Origin of the sequence: Paenarthrobacter sp. Z7-10, from assembly GCF_026932795.1 — a bacterium.
Taxonomy (GTDB): Bacteria; Actinomycetota; Actinomycetes; order Actinomycetales; family Micrococcaceae; genus Arthrobacter_M.
In genome coordinates, this window is sequence record NZ_JADPVH010000026.1 from 38138 (window position 1) to 54685 (window position 16548).

Annotated in this window: 17 protein-coding genes and 3 pseudogenes; 14 read left to right on the forward strand and 6 right to left on the reverse strand. The window is 60.9% G+C overall.

Going from position 1 to position 16548, the window contains the following annotated elements; all coding sequences use genetic code 11:
- Position 1: 1 nt before the first annotated feature.
- Complete coding sequence (locus IV498_RS09700; RefSeq protein ID WP_330059391.1) at positions 2-340, reverse strand: ArsR/SmtB family transcription factor; 339 nt, start codon at positions 338-340, stop codon at positions 2-4.
- Between the two features lie 206 nt (positions 341-546).
- A complete protein-coding gene (locus IV498_RS09705) occupies positions 547-1140 on the reverse strand; it encodes an N-acetyltransferase (RefSeq protein WP_269046356.1) in 594 nt (197 codons plus the stop codon).
- Positions 1141-1541: 401 nt separating this feature from the next.
- Between IV498_RS09705 and IV498_RS09710 the strand changes: the two genes are divergently transcribed.
- From IV498_RS09710 to IV498_RS09725, 4 genes are all read left to right on the forward strand, one after another.
- Positions 1542-1868, forward strand: coding sequence for a YciI family protein (locus tag IV498_RS09710; protein ID WP_330059399.1), 327 nt, complete (start codon positions 1542-1544; stop codon positions 1866-1868).
- 65 nt (positions 1869-1933) lie between these two features.
- Positions 1934-2542 (forward strand): sigma-70 family RNA polymerase sigma factor, encoded by a 609-nt coding sequence (locus IV498_RS09715; protein ID WP_269046358.1) that lies wholly within the window; start codon positions 1934-1936, stop codon positions 2540-2542.
- Positions 2488-3285, forward strand: a complete 798-nt coding sequence (locus tag IV498_RS09720) for an RNA polymerase sigma factor (RefSeq protein WP_269046359.1) — start codon at positions 2488-2490, stop codon at positions 3283-3285. The genes IV498_RS09715 and IV498_RS09720 overlap by 55 nt, the downstream gene beginning before the upstream one ends.
- Positions 3251-3589, forward strand: a complete 339-nt coding sequence (locus tag IV498_RS09725; RefSeq protein WP_269046360.1) for a YciI family protein — start codon at positions 3251-3253, stop codon at positions 3587-3589. Before IV498_RS09720 ends, IV498_RS09725 begins: the two co-directional genes overlap by 35 nt.
- Positions 3590-4015: 426 nt before the next feature.
- Here the strand turns inward: IV498_RS09725 and IV498_RS09730 are convergent, their stop codons facing one another.
- A complete protein-coding gene (locus IV498_RS09730; RefSeq protein ID WP_269046361.1) occupies positions 4016-4288 on the reverse strand; it encodes a hypothetical protein in 273 nt (90 codons plus the stop codon).
- Positions 4289-4362: 74 nt separating this feature from the next.
- On the opposite strand from IV498_RS09730, the gene IV498_RS09735 reads away from it, so the two are divergent.
- The 5 genes and pseudogenes from IV498_RS09735 to IV498_RS09755 all read left to right on the forward strand — a co-directional run bounded on the left by IV498_RS09735 (position 4363) and on the right by IV498_RS09755 (position 7559).
- Positions 4363-4710, forward strand: a complete 348-nt coding sequence (locus IV498_RS09735) for an ArsR/SmtB family transcription factor (RefSeq protein WP_269046362.1) — start codon at positions 4363-4365, stop codon at positions 4708-4710.
- 11 nt (positions 4711-4721) lie between these two features.
- A complete protein-coding gene (locus tag IV498_RS09740) occupies positions 4722-5705 on the forward strand; it encodes an SRPBCC family protein (RefSeq protein ID WP_269046363.1) in 984 nt (327 codons plus the stop codon).
- A 60-nt stretch (positions 5706-5765) separates the two neighbouring features.
- Positions 5766-6023 (forward strand): hypothetical protein, encoded by a 258-nt coding sequence (locus IV498_RS09745; protein ID WP_269046364.1) that lies wholly within the window; start codon positions 5766-5768, stop codon positions 6021-6023.
- A gap of 66 nt (positions 6024-6089) precedes the next feature.
- Positions 6090-6947: pseudogene (locus IV498_RS09750) on the forward strand (IS3 family transposase); the annotation flags it as partial.
- A gap of 105 nt (positions 6948-7052) precedes the next feature.
- Entirely contained in the window at positions 7053-7559 is a 507-nt protein-coding gene (locus tag IV498_RS09755; RefSeq protein WP_269046365.1) for a hypothetical protein, read from the forward strand.
- Here the strand turns inward: IV498_RS09755 and IV498_RS09760 are convergent.
- Positions 7540-7818: a hypothetical protein gene (locus IV498_RS09760; protein ID WP_269046366.1), complete on the reverse strand. Its 279-nt coding sequence runs from the start codon at positions 7816-7818 to the stop codon at positions 7540-7542. The genes IV498_RS09755 and IV498_RS09760 overlap by 20 nt on opposite strands.
- 139 nt (positions 7819-7957) lie before the next feature.
- On the opposite strand from IV498_RS09760, the pseudogene IV498_RS19065 reads away from it, so the two are divergent.
- Positions 7958-9166 (forward strand): annotated as a pseudogene (locus IV498_RS19065) (globin domain-containing protein).
- Here the strand turns inward: IV498_RS19065 and IV498_RS09770 are convergent.
- Positions 9140-9816, reverse strand: a pseudogene (locus IV498_RS09770) (recombinase family protein). The pseudogenes IV498_RS19065 and IV498_RS09770 sit on opposite strands and share 27 nt — an antisense overlap.
- Before the next feature lie 366 nt (positions 9817-10182).
- On the reverse strand, positions 10183-11421 hold the full coding sequence (locus IV498_RS09775; RefSeq protein ID WP_269046367.1) for an NADP-dependent isocitrate dehydrogenase: 1239 nt from the start codon (positions 11419-11421) through the stop codon (positions 10183-10185).
- A 217-nt stretch (positions 11422-11638) separates the two neighbouring features.
- Between IV498_RS09775 and IV498_RS09780 the strand changes: the two genes are divergently transcribed.
- The 4 genes from IV498_RS09780 (at position 11639) to IV498_RS09795 (ending at position 16397) form a co-directional block, all read left to right on the forward strand.
- Complete coding sequence (locus tag IV498_RS09780) at positions 11639-13051, forward strand: multicopper oxidase family protein (RefSeq protein WP_269046368.1); 1413 nt, start codon at positions 11639-11641, stop codon at positions 13049-13051.
- Positions 13052-13209: 158 nt separating this feature from the next.
- The gene (locus tag IV498_RS09785; protein WP_269046369.1) at positions 13210-13602 is read left to right on the forward strand and encodes an ArsR/SmtB family transcription factor; all 393 of its coding nucleotides are present in this window, start codon (positions 13210-13212) and stop codon (positions 13600-13602) included.
- Positions 13599-15323, forward strand: coding sequence for a SulP family inorganic anion transporter (locus tag IV498_RS09790; RefSeq protein ID WP_269046370.1), 1725 nt, complete (start codon positions 13599-13601; stop codon positions 15321-15323). The genes IV498_RS09785 and IV498_RS09790 overlap by 4 nt, the downstream gene beginning before the upstream one ends.
- 825 nt (positions 15324-16148) lie before the next feature.
- On the forward strand, positions 16149-16397 hold the full coding sequence (locus tag IV498_RS09795) for a MarR family transcriptional regulator (RefSeq protein ID WP_269046371.1): 249 nt from the start codon (positions 16149-16151) through the stop codon (positions 16395-16397).
- Positions 16398-16548 lie beyond the last annotated feature (151 nt).

Consider the following 16548-nt stretch of genomic DNA (forward strand, 5'->3'; position numbering starts at 1 on the left):
ATCAGATTTCCTCCGGGTTGGTGAGGGTGAGGTGGATGCCAAGCCGGTCGGCTTGGTGTTCTGCGGGTGTTCGCTGCTCGCCGAGCCACAGGTGCAGAACGTCGAGGGCACCTGGGCGCAGGCTCACGGTGCGGACGCGTCCAAGTTTCTCCGACGTGACCACTCCCGCGTTCTCGAGCACGCGCAAGTGTTGAATGAGCGACGGCAACGCCATCTCGAACGGTGCCGCGAGTTCGGACACGACCGCTGGAGACTTCACCAATCGCTCCACGACGGCTCGGCGTGTGGGATCCGCGAGAGCGCGGAGCACGGAGTCGAGCTCTTCGTAATACTTAGGCACAAGCCTGAGTATTTGTGATGGAGGAAGAGTTTGTCAATCGATTCCCGCAAGAGAGAAAAATAGGTTCCGAAGATTTTCCCGTTGGACTGCTTCGAATTGTTTCCGGACTGGCGCTGATTCCACGCCGATGCGTGCCGTTATTTGCCGGCATGGTTTTGGGCTAAGCCGTCCCTCGTGGTCTCGAATCGGGTTGACATTCTCACCGCTTAACCGAAGATGAGGTATTTCCCGGGTTTGCCGGGCTCTACCAGCTCGAACTTCACGTTCAGATCGGTGCGGTGGAAGAGATCGACTTGCTGGGTGAACTTCTCGTTCGTGACGAAGACGGCCGTGTCGGCCATCCATTCCTGTGCAAACCACCCACGAAGGGCGGCGAGAAGCCGCTTATCCAGGCCTTTCTCCATTTGGGTTTGACGAACCCAAAAGTAGACGACGACGTCGACGGCGGCCCACTTGTCGTGGCCGACCGGAGTCACTGTGGACTTTGCGAGGAACGAGGCACCCGTGGGGAAGATGTAGACACAGCCCAAGCATTCGGTGCGGTCTGGGCTTAGCACCGTGTAGGTGAACGCGCGATGATCAGTATGGCGTTTTTCGAGTTCGAGGAGGTCTTCACGGTTTGCTTCCACCGTGAAGTCGTCTTCAGGCCACGACGACCGTTCCCATAACCGAAGGTGCTCACGCGTTTCCATCACTGCGCCATGATCCTTCTCCGCGTCTCCGGCGACGATGGGACGGAGGATAAACTCTTCGGTTCTCAGCCCAGCGGGTACAGGCCCGCAGGAATAGATGCTTGACATCTGCGCCTCCTTTTCGGCAAGGCAGCTAGGCTACCTCTCACGTCTCCCGCGTTCAAACGGTTGTGGCGTCTCTGCCGCAGCGGAAGAGCTGGAGCCCACGTGCCGCTGGCATCAACTGGAAAAGCAGCCTCTACGCCGTCCGTGCAAGCTTCACCCGTCCAGCGGGAAATTACATCGAAAATCCACAGGTGCCGCCGGGTTTTCGGATTGTGGGGCATCCCCCGTGGGATGCTGTTCACGGTCAGGGACATCGGCGCCGGCTTTGGGTAGGTTCCGAGTCCCGGCGCATATCCTTCGAGGGTTCGCCACCGAAAGGTATTTCCCGTCATGTGTCCTTTTGGCGACATTTGAATCGTCGTAATGGTGTATCAACCAAGGAAGAAGGAGTCATCGTGGAGTACATGCTTTTCATCTGCAGTGATCCGGCTGCGCCGGAATATGTGGCGGCCGAGGACAACATTGTGGAGTGGGTGGCCGAGATGGAGGCGCGGGGTGTCTCCCGTCACGGCGACAGGCTGCGCCCGGTGGAGGATGCAACCACGGTCAGTGTGCGCGCGGGCGAGGTGGTGGTCTCGGACGGGCCCTTCGCCGAGACGAAGGAATGGATCGCGGGCTATGACGTCATCGCTTGTTCCGACCTCGACGAGGCTATCGAGGTGGCGTCCAAGCACCCCATGGCGCGGTTCGGGAAGATCGAGATCAGGCCAGTATGGCCGATCGGCATCTAATCATCCGCTCGCCAGAAGGCGCTGATGACCGGGCGAGGGACGGCGTGGCAATGGGGCCGACGGCCGTGCAGACCGCCCTCGAGACCGCCTCCGCCGTGGAGACCGCGCGCATCACCGCAACCCTCATCCGCGTCACGGGCGACTGGAGCCTGGCCGAAGATTGTGTCCAGGATTCCTTCGCACGCGCCCTTGCCGACTGGCCGGAGCGCGGCATTCCCAGGAACCCAGGGGCGTGGCTGACGACCGTGGCGAAAAACAGGGCGATCGATCGCATGCGCAGTGCCGCCAGCGAAAAGCGAGCGGTGCATGAACTCGCGATCCTCACCGAGCTCCAAGGGCTCTCAGACGAGGCAGACCGAGCTCCGGCGGCCGACGACGACAGGTTGCGGCTCATTCACACCTGCTGCCACCCAGCCCTCCCAATCGATGCCAGGGTCGCGCTGACCCTGCGCACCGTCGCCGGGCTCACGACGGGTGAGATCGCGCGGGCGTTCCTGGTCTCGGAAGCAACCATGTCGAAACGGCTCGTCCGGGCCCGCGCCAAGATACGGGATGCCGGCATCCCATATCGCGTGCCGCCCCGGAGCTCATATCCGGACGTACGGCCGGGATCCTGGCCGTGCTCTACCTTATGTTCAACGAGGGATATTCGGCCACGAAAGGCAACAAACTGATCCGCGAACCCCTTGTCCGGGAAGCGATCCGCCTCACCCGGTTGCTCGTTGCTTTGCTCGACGGTTCCGCGCACGAACCGGAGGCACTGGGCCTGCTGGCGCTCATGCTCTTCCACCATGCCCGGAGAAGTACGCGAACAGACGCCGCGGGGGACTTGGTAACCCTGGAGGAGCAGGACCGCGACAAATGGGACGGGGCTGCGATTGCCGAGGCTGTGGCGCTGCTGTCGGCCGCCGAGCACTCCGGCGTCGCCCGCGGCGCTCGGCCCGGGAGCTACCGCGTCCAGGCCGCCATCGCGGCGTGCCATATGACCGTCCGCACCTCCGGCAGTACAGACTTCGCACGGGTGGCACTGCTGTATGACTCGCTGGCGCAGATAGCGCCGTCACCGGTCGTTGAACTCAACCGTGCCGTCGCCGTCGCGATGTCGCAAGGACCCGAGGACGGGCTGGCCTTCATTGACCAGCTGGACCGGACAGGGTCGCTGGAGGGCTACTACCTCCTACCCGCCGCAAAGGCCGACCTCCTGCGGCGCCTTGGCCGGAAGACGGAGGCCAACTACGAATATCAGCGGGCCCGGGACCTCGCACCAACGGAGGTCGAACGCAGATACCTCGGCAGACGCCTGGCGGAGACCAGTCCCGGATCCTCGTCCCCGGCTGCACCCAGCCAGAACAAACACCGGCCACCGGCCGCAGAGGAGAAAAATGAAACACCTACTGCTGATCCCAAACAACGTTGATACCTGGAACGCACTATCCGCGTCCGAGCTCGAGGAAATAATGCAGGCGCACACCTCGCTGCAGAAGGAACTCCGGGCCTCCGGAGAGTTCGTGGAGGCTCATGAGCTCGGTGAGGAGGCGAAGTTCGTAAAAATGAACGGGAACAGGTGCACCGTAACGGACGGCCCGTTCATTGAAACCAAGGAAGTCGTCGCCGGCTACTACATCGTCGACTGTGTCGACATGGCACGCGCCGTCGAAATCGCCGGGAAGTTTGGAGAGGCCAGACGGTGGCAGATAGAGGTGCGCCGGATCGACCCATGAGCCTCCCAAATCACAACCAATCCACACGACGCGACCGGCCACCGGTCTCCAATACGAACACGCGCTGCCGCCAAGCCCGCGCTCAGAGTGCAGTGGGCTCGCCGGTGCGTGGGCGATGCCGGCGGGAACCGCCGCCTGATTTCGGCGCCTCCGGTACCGGTGAGGTAGTCGGTTACGGCCGGCCTGCCGGTGAGGGTTGTGAACAGCGCTGCTGCGCTTGCGATCACGTCTGCGCTCGTGCCGCAGCTCCAGCCGGTGTCGTGGGCGTTGAAGGCGAGTCGGTCGAGCAGGTCGGGCTGCAGCGCCATCCGGGCCTGGCCTGCGGGAGGGTCAACTGGTCCAGGACGATGTTGGCGCTCCTCGCGTCGATGGTGTGATCGAGGCCGAGCGGCCGGTAGTTGCCTCCGGCGTGGATGGCCAGAAGGCTCAGCGGCGCTTGGAGGGGGCGCCGGGGGTGCGGAAACGGCCCTTCCCTGTGCCGCAAAGGGCGTCGAACCGTCCGGCGAGCGAGCCGAACCACGACGAGAGCACAAAATTGAGGATGCTCATTGGCAGCAGAGCGAGGGCAGCGATCGTCGCAGTAAACCCGGAGACCTGCAGCACGATGATGAACCCACCGACCGAGAGTGCCGCGCAGAGGAACGCCGTGGCGATGTTACCCACCGCGAAGTTGCGAACCGAGAACAGACCGAGCGGCATCAGCGGCTGCCAACGATGACGCCTCCTCTGCGAACGCTTGCGCATGCGATACCCCAAGTATAAAGTACAACCAAATGGTTGTATCAGAGCTCACTGACGAAGACGTGAACCGGATCTTCCGCGCACTCGCAGATGCGACACGCCGCGACATCGTGCGGCGGACGCTCGTCGCCGGGGTGTCAGTGTCACAACTCGCCGAGGCGTATGACATGTCGTTCGCGGCTGTCCAGAAGCATGTTGCAGTGCTTGAGGAGGCGGGGCTAGTGACGAAACAACCGCGCGGGCGCGAGCGGATGGTACGGGGCGATCTCGAACGCATCCGCCAAGCCCAGGGCTTCCTCGACCAGTTGGAGCAAATTTGGCGTTCAAGAATCGACCGCATCGACACACTGCTCGCCCAGGATGAAACCACCCACAACTAGGAAGGCCCGCTATGCCCGTCACCTCAGTCGATAAAGACCTCGACCAACTCACCCTCACGATCGTCGCTGACTTCGCCGCGCCAGTAGGCCGGCTTTGGGATGCGTACACAGACCCCCGCCAGATCGAGCGTTTCTGGGGACCGCCCACCTACCCGGCGATCTTTCTCCGACACGACGCTGCGGCCGGCGGCCGCAGCGTCTACCGGATGAGGGGACCTGAAGGCGACGTGCATTACGGATGCTGGCAGTGGAACTCAGTCAACGCGCCCGAATCCTTCGAGGTTGTTGATTCATTCGCGAACGAGAAGGGAGAGCCCAACACTGAGCTGCCCACCACTCGTATGGCTTTTGCCTTCGAATCGACCGAAAGCGGTTCGCGGCTCATCACGACTTCGTACTTCGACTCGGTGAAAGACCTCGATCAACTCATCGAGATGGGGATGCTCGATGGCACGCGCGAAGCGATGGCGCAAATCGATACGGTGCTCGCCGACCTCGCTGCTTTCGCCTCAGACCGTGCTGTTGAGGCGAAAGTCTTAAGCGACACGCAAGTGCGCGTAGCTCGCGTCATCCGCGGAACCGTCGACCAGGTCTGGCTCGCGCATACCGATACCGGCCTCATGAAGCAGTGGCTGCTCGGACCGGATGGATGGACGATGCCTGTTTGCGAGATCGCCGTTCAGGTCGGTGACAGCTACCGATACGAGTGGGAGAGGGACGGAGGCGGGGATCGTTTTGGGTTCACTGGCGAGCTCCTCGAATCGGAGGAGCCTTACCGCGCGGTCACGACGGAGGCGATGCTCGGAATGGACTTCCCGGCAACGCTTAACGAACTCACCCTCACACCGGTCGATGGAGGCACGCTGCTCTCTCTCGTCATCACGTACGCGAACGCGGAGCAACGTGACGCTGCGCTGGCAACGGGCATGACCAAGGGGATGGAGGCGAGCTACGCCCGTCTCGAGGGCATGCTCGACACGAGCCCTGTGGGCTGACGCAATCTGTTTCTGCTCCGATGACAGCGGCCGAAACGTTCGGGGGGCGCGTATCTTGCGATGAACCTGACCGGTGAGTACGCGATCGTCCCTCTCGCTCTCGCTTCGCTGCTGACCGGGCCAGTCTCGCCGGTCGGCACGGAAGGGGGTCTGCTGCAGTACTACTGGGAGTTGCTCGTGCTCACGGCTTTCGCTACAGCGGCCATGCTAGTGCACGTGGACGTGCGTGCACCTGTCGCGATGACCGCGGCGGCAACAGTCCTGGCTACGACGGACCTTACACGGAAACCGCATCCAGCTCACCGCCGCCGCGGCTGAGGCGCTGCGGGGGGGGTCTGACCCAAGGTTTAGTTGACATCTGACTTGTGATTTTTTGGCTCGCAGGTGGAAGGATGCTTAACATGCCTTAAAGCTTTTCCTGAAGAGTTCCGCCGTGATGTGGTCGCGGTGGCCCGTAAGGGCGAATCCACCATTGTCCAGATCCCTAAGGACTTTGGTGTTTCCCCGGCGGCTTTGCATCGGTGGTTGAAGATCGCTGACGTCCAGGACGGGGTGGCGAAGGAAGAATCGGCCGAGTTGCGTGAGGCGAAGAAACGCATCAGGCTGCTCGAGCAGGAAGCGGAGGTGATGCGCCGGGCGGTGGCCTACCTTTCCTAAGGATGTCAACCCAAAATGATGTACCCGCTGGTCCTTGAACTGGCCGCCCCGAAAGCCGCTTTGCGGGTTCCGGTCGCGGTGACCTGCCGGGTATTGGGATTCTCCCGCCAAGCCTTCTACCAGTGGTGCGCGAACCCGGTCAGCGACCGGGACTGGGAAGAAGCCCACCTGGTCAACGCCGCCCTGGACGTACACGCCGAGGACCCAACGTTCGGGTACCGGCTGATCCATGACGAACTCGTCCACGAACAAGGGCTGGTGGCCTCCGAGACCGGGGTCGGGCGGCTGTGCAGCGAGAACAGGATCCTCTCCCTCATCCACCGCCGGCGCGGCACCGGAAAGAAGGCCGGCCCGCCCGTTCATGACGATCATGTCCGGCGCGACTTCACCGCCACGACCGCCAATGCGCTGTGGCTGACCGACATCACCGAACACCACACCGGTGAAGGCAAGCTGTATCTGTGCGCGGTCAAGGACGTGTTCTCCGACAGGGATGTCGGCTATTCCATCGACTCCCGGATGAAAGCCTCCCTGGCTGTTGACGCACTGCAGGCCGCGATCAGTCAACGCGCCCCGCCAGGAACCCGGGACTGCTGAAGGTTTAGTTGACAGCAATCAGATCCTTCAGCAGTCCCTCGGTTAGTCTGTTCAGGAGAGCTCCAGGGGGTGCTCACTGTCATTGAGGATGTCATGAACGAGCAGAATTCCTTTGAAGCGATGCTTGCCATTATTTCCTCCATTCGTGACGCTCGCACCCGTCCTGCCGTGGTGGCGACCGTGGAGACCACCCACGACGGTGGTCGTCGGAGTGTGGCTAAAGCGTGGGTAGATTTTAACGACCGGATCTGGTCCCTGACTGAGGAGAATGTCGAATCCGCATTCCACCCAGAAAGCGGGTGGACCATCAGCAGCGACGGAGTCGTTGAGACTGTACCGAGGGAGCGTGATGATTGGATGCCGGAGGGGATGCGCATGTTTTTCCCCCTCTCCCTCCGCATTTGGGGTGGTCGGATGGATGACTGGAGGGTCATCGACGCAGAGGTGAAGGAAGGGGATGCCCATCTGTCTTTTCAGCACAAGGAAGAGGCGGATCTTTTCGGCCAGGCAACCATCGACCTCCGGTGGGGGATTGCGACGGAGTTCACGATGCCATGGGAGCGGACAAAGCTTGAGGGAATTAAGAATTCCTGGGGATAGTTCCAAAAAAGAGTGTCAGGGTGTCGGATCCACATATCGATGACTGCCATGCCCCGTCGTTATAGGCCAGGGGGCCGGCGATGGTTTTCGCGGCACCGGGGTAGACGCCAAAGACGATCCGGCCCGTGTCCGTCATGTAGAGGTGTCGGTCGTAAGAGGCGGATAGACCTGTTTGTGTATTGTCGAAGTCGATGAGTTTCCCGCCGGCCACCGTTGTTTTGAACCAGATTTCTAGGGTGATGACGGTGGGGTTGGTCACCAGTGGCGTGGTGGTGATATAGCTGGTTGAGCCGTTGAGTTTGTAAGCGCCGCCAACGTCGCGGGGGCAGGGGTAGCGTGATGGGAGGAATCTAAGGCCCGGGCACTTTCGTCCGGACCACCTATCAGGAGTCCTTGCAATGCTTTCAGATACCGCGCTGCCCGTCGTCAAAGCAACCTTGCCCGTGGTGGGTGAAAATATCCGAGAAATCGCTCAGCGGTTTTACGCCCACATGTTTGAGGCCCGCCCGGATCTCCTGGACGGACTTTTCAATAGAGGCAACCAGGCTGACGGGCAGCAGCAGCAGGCGTTGGCGGGATCCGTAGCGGCCTTCGCGGGTTATCTGGTGAACACCCCGGATCAATTGCCGGATCATCTTCTCTCGCGTATCTCGCACAAACATGTCTCCCTGGGACTGCGGCCGGATCAGTCTGAGATTGTCCACGAACACCTCATGTGGGCCATCGTCGATGTCCTTGGTGGCGCTGTCACCGAGGAAGTGGCCGCGGCGTGGGACGAGGTGTACTGGTTGATGGCCAACATGCTCATCAACAAGGAACGCGGCATGTATGAAGCGGTCCGCCTTTCCCCGGAGACCATTTGGCGCACCTGGCGGGTCGCGCAGCGGATACAGGAAACCGATGACGTCGTCACGTTCGTCGTTGAGCGCACTGATGATCGCGAGGTGAAACCCTCATTGCCGGGACAGTACGTCAGCATTAAGCTGCAGATGCCCGACGGCGTCTAGCCACGGCAGTACAGCCTGACGCGGGCCGATGACGGCCTGCACCGTCAGTTCTCCGTTAAACGGGTCCACGGCCTCGGTAAACCCGACGGCGAAATGTCGAACTACCTGCACGACAGCGTCCAAGTCGGTGATGAAGTGGTTCTATCCGTACCCTTCGGTGACGTCGTGCTCGAATACACTGATCGGCCGGTCGTTTTCGCCAGCGCGGGAATCGGTATCACTCCCATGGCCGGGATGCTCTCACATCTAGTGCAGTCCGGCTCACAACGAAAAGTGATGCTGCTTCACGCCGACAACTCCTCCGATTCCTTCGCCCTGCGTGAGCAGATAACGGAAGATATTGGGAAACTTCCGGATGCGTCCATGACTACCTGGCTTATCGAAAAATCGGAGACCGGGGAGCTGGTCAACGGTGCACTCGCCGGGTTCATGGACGTCAACGCTGTCAAGCATCCCGTGGACGCTGAGTATTATCTCTGCGGGCCGCTTCCCTTCCTTAAGGCTGTCCGCAGCTCACTCATAGCCCGGGGGACTCCCGCCAGAGACATTCAGTACGAAGTCTTCGGCCCCGACCTATGGTTGGCTGACTTTCAGGAGTAAGAAAACGGGAAGCAGTGCTTGCTGAAACGGGGTCTGAGGAGGATCGGGATGGAAATTCCCGTTTAGGGTGAATCGGTGCGGATTTCGACGTTGGACGGTGAAATTTTCCGGATCTAAACGGTGGTGTCGCCGGCGCGTTTGATGGTGGCGGTAGACGGTTGAAAGGGCTACCGCGAATAGTTCGACTAGTTCCACGGTCGTGTGTGTCCCTGCTTGGTGAACGGAGAGCAGTGGGCTTCCTGTGTCTTGGAGAGCTTGGGTTCTTTCCCTCGGAGGCGGCCCTTTGCCTTGGCGACGGCCATTCCTTTTCGGGTCTTTGCGCGGGCCAGGTCGGCTTCGAATTCGGCGACCATGGCCGCGACGTTGAAGAGGAGCAGGCGGACGCGATCGGTGGGGTCGTGGACGGAGCCAACGATGCTGAGCTTGACTTCGCGGCGGGTGAGTTCGTCAACAATGTCCCTTGCATCGTGCAGTGATCTGGCCAGGCGGTCGAGTTTGGGCGCGACCAGGGTGTTCGAGTCCCGGCAGGTGGCCGATGCTTCCCTGAGCCCGGGCCGGGCCCGGTTGGTGCCGGTGAGGCCCTGGTCGGTGAACGTCTTCTCGGGCGTCACTCCAAGAGTGACCAGGGCGTTCTTTGGGCGGTGAGCCATCGAATGGGACTCTTCCGGGAATGTCAGTGGTCCTTCCTAGAGTGGCTGGCGTGATCCGAGCGCCCCGAGTTGTTCTTCCTGCCATTCACGGTATTTGTGGTGGATCTGGCCCCGTTTGCCGTGGAAGACCTGCCAGACGGTGGCGGGATTCCTGAACGGTGGTCCTGGGCACGAGACAGGATTCGGGTGCACCAAAATTAACAACGGGGTGGCCGTGGCCCTGGACAATGGCCTAAAAGTTCCCGTGGTGGCCGGAGCGGATGCAAAAAAGTCTGAACCAGATTGCCGCCGCGACCCGGAATCTGGAGGAAAATGCTTGCGCGTGAGCACTAACGCCGCAGGACTTCAGCGGCGGCACCATCGCTGTCAACGTGTTGGAGCGAGTGAGCCCAGGCGGACTTGCAGGTTTTCGGCCAGCGTTTCAAGAAATTCTTCCGTGCATTGGTAGGACTGATCCGGGCCTACGAGCGTGGCCAGGTCCTTGGTCATCTTGCCGGACTCCACGGTCTCCAAGACCACGTTCTCGAGGCTATCGGCAAAGGAGAGCACGTCGGGAGTGCCGTCCAGCATCGCACGGTGACGCAGCCCGCCGGTCCACGCAAAAATGGACGCGATGGGATTGGTGGAGGTCCGCTTACCCTCCTGGTGCTGACGGTAGTGTCGGGTGACGGTGCCGTGCGCCGCTTCAGTCTCCACGGTCTTTCCGTCTCCGGTCATGAGCACGGAGGTCATCAGGCCCAGCGAACCGAAGCCCTGTGCCACCGTGTCCGACTGGACGTCGCCGTCGTAATTCTTGCAGGCCCAGACATAGCCGCCTTCCCACTTCATGGCACACGCCACCATGTCATCAATCAGGCGGTGCTCGTAGGTCAGCCCGACGGCGTCGAACTGGTCCTTGAACTCGGCGTCGAAGATCTCCTGGAAGAGGTCCTTGAACTGGCCGTCGTAAGCCTTCAGGATGGTGTTCTTCGTGGACAGATAAACTGGGTAGTTGCGCTGGAGGCCGTAGGCGAAGGATGCGCGGGCAAAATCCCGGATTGAATCATTGAAGTTATACATACCCATGGCAACACCTCCGGCTACGGGGTAGGTCACGACGTCCTGCACGAGCGCGGCGGATCCGTCCGCCGGGGTGAAGGTCAGAGTCAGGGATCCGGCGCCGGGAACCTTGAAGTTCGCGGCTCGGTATTGGTCTCCAAAGGCGTGGCGACCGATGACGATCGGCTTGTTCCAGCCGGGGACCAGACGCGGGATATTTGAGATGACGATGGGCTCACGGAAGACGACGCCGCCCAGGATGTTGCGGATGGTTCCGTTCGGGGAATCCCACATCCGCTTCAATCCGAATTCCTCAACCCGCGCCTCATCAGGAGTAATGGTTGCGCATTTGACGCCGACGCCGTGCTTCCGGATGGCTGTGGCTGCATCCACAGTGACCCGATCATCGGTCGCGTCCCGGTTTTGGATGGATAGGTCAAAGTAGAGCAGATTGATCTCCAAATACGGTTTGATCAGCCTGTCTTTGATGAACTTCCATATGATGCGGGTCATTTCGTCGCCATCGAGTTCGACGATCGACCCCACAACCTGAATTTTCTGAGTCATATAGCTCTCCTTGGTGTACACGGACAGGTCCATACACATGGCCCCACCCCCATATTACGATATGATGAATTCATCAAGCAATCAATCGATGGTCGACGGGTTGGAGACGAATACAGATATGGATCTATCCCCGCCGCGCCAGGGGCCCCTGGACTTCCCTGGCCCATGGCTGACGCGAACCCTGCCACGCCGGGCTTTCCTGGCCGGCATGGGAGCAATGGTAGCCATTACGGCCGCGGGTTGTGGGAGCGGTGAGACCCGGGACGCGTTTTCCACCGTTGGCACCCTGGACTTTGCAAATCGGCTTCATATTCCACCGCTGGCCAAGTCCACCAAGGATCCTCAAGGCGTCCTGAATTTCGATCTGACCGCGGAGCCGGGTACCAGCCGGTTCCTGCCTGGAAAAGCGACGCCGACATGGGGCTACAACGGTGCGTTCCTGGGCCCCACGATCAGGGCCCGACGCGGCGACATCGTTCGTTTGAGTGTCAGGAACAGCACACAGGAAGGGACGACCATCCACTGGCACGGTATGCGCTTGCCGTCTGTGTCAGATGGAGGTCCGCATCAGCCCATCGCTGCGGGAGATACCTGGACAACGGAATGGAAGCTGGACCAGCCAGCTGCTACTCTCTGGTATCACCCACATCCCCACGGCAAGACTGAACAGCAGGTTCTACGAGGTCTGGCAGGGATGTTCATCATCGATACCAATGAACCCCTCACCGCCGCGCTGCCCTCGCTCTATGGCGTGGATGACTTTCCTGTCATTGTCCAGGACCGGACTTTTGAAGAAGACGGCTCGCTTCGAACCGGTTCAAGGGCCATGACCGGACTGGTTGGAGATACCCTCCTGGTGAACGGCACCTACAACCCTTACGTCGCGGTTACCACGCAAGCCATCCGCCTGCGGCTGTTGAACGCCTCCAGCGCCCGGGTCTACAACTTCGGATTCAGCGACGACAGAAAGTTCTGCGTGATTGGCTCCGACGGCGGTCTGCTGCATGCGCCGGTCACCGCGACACGAATCCAACTCTCACCCGGGGAACGCGCCGAGGTTGTGGTCCGTTTCCTTCCCGGCGAAAGTACCGTGTTCCGTTCCTTTCCGCAGGAATTGGGCATGGGTCAAGCGTTCAACAACGGAGCCGGCGGCAACGATGTCTTGGATGTTCTCGAGTTCCAAGCCGCCGACATGTTGTCCCCTTCCATGCCATTACCCGATGTGCTTACCGCCGGGACGGAAGTCCACACGAACCACGCGGTAGCCACCAGGGATTTCATCCTCAACGGGACCCTGATCAATGGAAGGACACTGGACATGGACCGGATTGACACAGTCGTCCGCGCCGGAAGCGCCGAAATCTGGAACATCAGCAACATCGATCACCGCGCCCACAACTTCCACATCCACGACATGCAATTCAAAATCCTGGACATCGACGGGGAAAAGCCCGCCCCGGAGTTCGCCGGATGGAAGGACACCGTTTTCCTGCCTGTACGGACAACTGCCCGCCTGGCCCTGACATTCGGATCGCACACCGCTCCGTCCCTGCCGTACATGTACCACTGCCACATGCTCTGGCACGAAGATCAAGGCATGATGGGCCAGTATGCCATCGAACAGGCTTGATAAATCTGACAGCACTCAGACCACGCAAATTCGGCACGGATAGGGTGCCCCCCACAGGGCCACCCAGACCCAGCAACCGCCACCCGGCGTCCGGTCTGAATCTGGACTCCATAATGATGGATTGACACACTCACACTATCGTCAGGAGCTTCGCACGCATGGACCAATTCTCGCAATCACACCGCCCACTGTATGAAGTCAAAGCCAACCTTTACAAGGGGCTTGCCCACCCCGTCAGGATCAGGGTGCTGGAGATTCTTGCCACGGCTGACACCGTTTCGGTAACGGATCTGCTGGCTGACACAGGGCTGGAAGCGTCTCACCTCTCGCAGCACCTTTCCGTCCTGCGCCGTCACCACCTGGTGGCTGCGGAGCGTCGGGGCAGCCAGGTGTTCTATCGACTGGCGTATCCGGAGGTCGCGGATCTCCTGTCCATCTCTAAGGCACTGCTGGTGAAAATTCTCGAAAGCACCCAGCAGCAGCTCGCGACAACGATCAATTTTCCCGGTTATTCGCTGCAGGTCAACGACGACGCTGCGGCTCACCGGTGAGGCTGTACAACTATGCCCATACACTCCTTCCCAGCTGGCAGGACTACCGCTCGGCACGCCCGACGAGGCGTGGGGACCTTGTTGCCGGCATAACAGTTGGCATCGTAGCGCTGCCGTTGGCGCTGGCCTTCGGCGTGAGTTCCGGTGCGGGTGCCGCAAGCGGCCTCGTCACCGCCATAGTTGCCGGAATCATTGCCGCCGTTTTTGGCGGCTCAAACATCCAAGTATCCGGACCGACTGGCGCCATGGTCGTGGTGCTCGGACCCATCGTTGCTGCCCACGGTCCAGGCGCCGTCGCACTGGTAAGCCTGATGGCGGGCGTGGTGGTGGCCACCGCGGGAGTACTGAAAATCGGCCGGATCGTTTCCTACATCCCTTGGCCTGTGATCGAGGGCTTCACCCTCGGCATTGCAGTCATCATATTCCTGCAGCAGGTTCCCGCGGCCATCGGTACAAAGGCCGGTCCCAGCAGCAACGCATTCGTCGCTGCCACACTGTCCTTCGGGCAATTGAACCCTGGAACCATCTTTTGGACACTTGCTGCCGTCGTGGTAGTGGCCCTACTGATGGTGCTGCTGCCACGGATCCATCCGCAGCTGCCAGGGTCGATCATCGCAATCATTGTGGTGTCCGTAACCGCGAACCTCGCAAACCTTCCGCTGGCCAGAATCGGCTTACTTCCACACTCACTTCCGATGCCCTCGCTGCCGGCTCTCGATGCCGCCACCAGCATTTCGCTGATAGGACCTGCGCTGACGGTTGCGGCTCTTGCGGCAATTGAGTCCTTGCTCTCCGCCCGTGTTGCCGCCTCGATTTCCGACTCCGGGCCCTATGACGCGGATCGGGAACTCTTTGGTCAGGGATTGGCCTCCATCGCCTCAGGCTTTTTTGGCGGAATGCCCGCAACCGGTGCGATCGCCCGGACAGCCGTCAACGTCCGCTCCGGAGCCCAAACCCGGATGGCCGCAATCGTGCACGCACTCGTACTGGTCACCGTCGTCTATCTCGCCGCCGGAGTGGTGGGGCAAATTCCCCTCGCAGCCCTCTCCGGCGTGCTCATGGTCACCGCAACCCGGATGATCTCCCTCGCCACCGTGCGAAGCGTTGTCCGCTCCACACGGGCCGATGCGACGGTCTTCATTGTCACCGCCTTGATCACCGTTTCCTTTGACCTCATCATCGCTGTGGGAATCGGCATTGCGGTCGCCGCATTCTTCACGCTTCGGACCCTGGCGAATTCAGGCGGGGTCCATCGGGAGGAGCTTCCTTTCCCCGCCCGGGCCGAAGATGATCAAATTGCGATATTCCGTCTGGACGGCGCTCTTTTCTTCGGGGCCGCGGACAGGATGCTCGAGCGGGTGACCCGCATCCGCAATGTCAGGGTAGTCATCCTGCGGATGTCGCAGCTTCAGGTTCTCGACGCTACCGGTGCGCGCACCATCACCGACATGGTTACGGGCTTGGAACGGCGTGGAATCACTGTCCTGATCAAGGGGATCCAACCCGAGCACCTCGGACTCGCAACCCGGGTCGGAGTGCTCACCTCACTGCGCCACCAGAAACACCTGTTCGCGAGCCTTGACGACGCCGTCGAACACGCCCGCAGCCACGTCGCCCGGGCGACGGCGAAACAAGAGCTCAAGAACGTGCTCCCTGATCCAGATTACAAGCAGCGTCTTCACCTCGCGACAGCTCCCACTGATCTTTCCCATGGTCAATGACTCCGCTACCCACAACCGGTCCAATCCCCGGCCCAGCTGCCGGTTCAGCACCGCGATCGTATTCCCATTGCTGCCGGCCACCCACGCGCCAGCCCCAAAATTCAAATGTGTCCAGCAAGCGGCCATCGCGCAAGTTCGCCAGGATCCAACCAGTCGCCATATTCCCGTTGCGCTGCCAAGCATCATCCACCTCGGCGTCGTCCGCTCATCTTCGGCAGCACAGATCGTTCTTAAGGGCGCATCAAAGGCGTACCACCCGGACCCATCCTCCGTGAACGCCCCGCGTCCTCGTGATCCGAGCGGCCCATATGATTCCGCTGCGACGCGGTATGCCGTCATTGCGGATATGCATGTTTCGCGTCTTGGCTCAACCCCTTCCCTCCGCTGTCAATAGTGACAGGAAGGCGAGGGGCTGGCATCCCTCGCCTCTTCGGCCCTTATCCCCGTTGTCCCCGTCGTCTTCGGCCTGTTCTTCCTCGCCGGTGCGGCCAATACACTGCAAGTACTCTCGATCCGGACCATCGTCCACGACGCTACTCCGTCATCTCAGCTCGCCAGCCCCTTCACCTCATTGGGCACGGTGAACACGAGTGCCACTCTCATCGACGTTGCCCCGGAGGCTCAATAGCCGGTATTGCGTCCGGAACAGCGGGTCTGCTCATCGCAGGAGCCGGCACGATCGCCACGGTTCTGATCATCTGGTTCCGACAACGACCGCTCTGACCCGCAGTAGGTACCGCTCGCGCCGCCCTCGTGGGATCCGTTCAAATTGAAGCATTCGCGCCACCACTGTGCTCCAGTTTCGACCATCCCCATCGTCAACCCGTGGGCCGGTTTCAAACGCCCGCCCGGGGCCAGAAATACTCGACACAATCGGAGGTCTGGCACGTCTCCGATGCGCACGGGCTGACGCCCAAGCAGCTCGCACACGAGCTGCACCTGACCGCCGGTTCCATCACGACCATGAGTGACAGGCTCGAATCATCCGGTTTCCTGGTCCGTAAACCAAACCCCGCTGACCGCCGTAGTCTGCTGCTGCAGCTCACCCCGGCCGGGACCTGCGCCATTGCCTGAACCCAGGACTCTGGACATAGCCATTCAGGTGCGGGCGGGTTCCTTTGATTTTTGGGAGTTTTCCTCGTCGGGAGCCTGTTAATTATGCCCTCATTGTGAGATAATTAGAGTGTGCTAATTCTTCCGGGTGTGGGTGTGGGATCATGAGCGT

Bases quoted from the DNA above. Each gene is read 5' to 3' on its own strand.
- IV498_RS09705 (WP_269046356.1), bottom strand. From the start codon at position 1,140: ATGTCAAGCATCTATTCCTGCGGGCCTGTACCCGCTGGGCTGAGAACC.
- IV498_RS09710 (WP_330059399.1), top strand. From the start codon at position 1,542: ATGCTTTTCATCTGCAGTGATCCGGCTGCGCCGGAATATGTGGCGGCC.
- IV498_RS09725 (WP_269046360.1), top strand. From the start codon at position 3,251: ATGAAACACCTACTGCTGATCCCAAACAACGTTGATACCTGGAACGCA.
- IV498_RS09730 (WP_269046361.1), bottom strand. From the start codon at position 4,288: ATGCCGCTCGGTCTGTTCTCGGTTCGCAACTTCGCGGTGGGTAACATC.
- IV498_RS09735 (WP_269046362.1), top strand. From the start codon at position 4,363: ATGGTTGTATCAGAGCTCACTGACGAAGACGTGAACCGGATCTTCCGC.
- IV498_RS09740 (WP_269046363.1), top strand. From the start codon at position 4,722: ATGCCCGTCACCTCAGTCGATAAAGACCTCGACCAACTCACCCTCACG.
- IV498_RS09745 (WP_269046364.1), top strand. From the start codon at position 5,766: ATGAACCTGACCGGTGAGTACGCGATCGTCCCTCTCGCTCTCGCTTCG.
- IV498_RS09755 (WP_269046365.1), top strand. From the start codon at position 7,053: ATGAACGAGCAGAATTCCTTTGAAGCGATGCTTGCCATTATTTCCTCC.
- IV498_RS09775 (WP_269046367.1), bottom strand. From the start codon at position 11,421: ATGACTCAGAAAATTCAGGTTGTGGGGTCGATCGTCGAACTCGATGGC.
- IV498_RS09780 (WP_269046368.1), top strand. From the start codon at position 11,639: ATGGTAGCCATTACGGCCGCGGGTTGTGGGAGCGGTGAGACCCGGGAC.
- IV498_RS09785 (WP_269046369.1), top strand. From the start codon at position 13,210: ATGGACCAATTCTCGCAATCACACCGCCCACTGTATGAAGTCAAAGCC.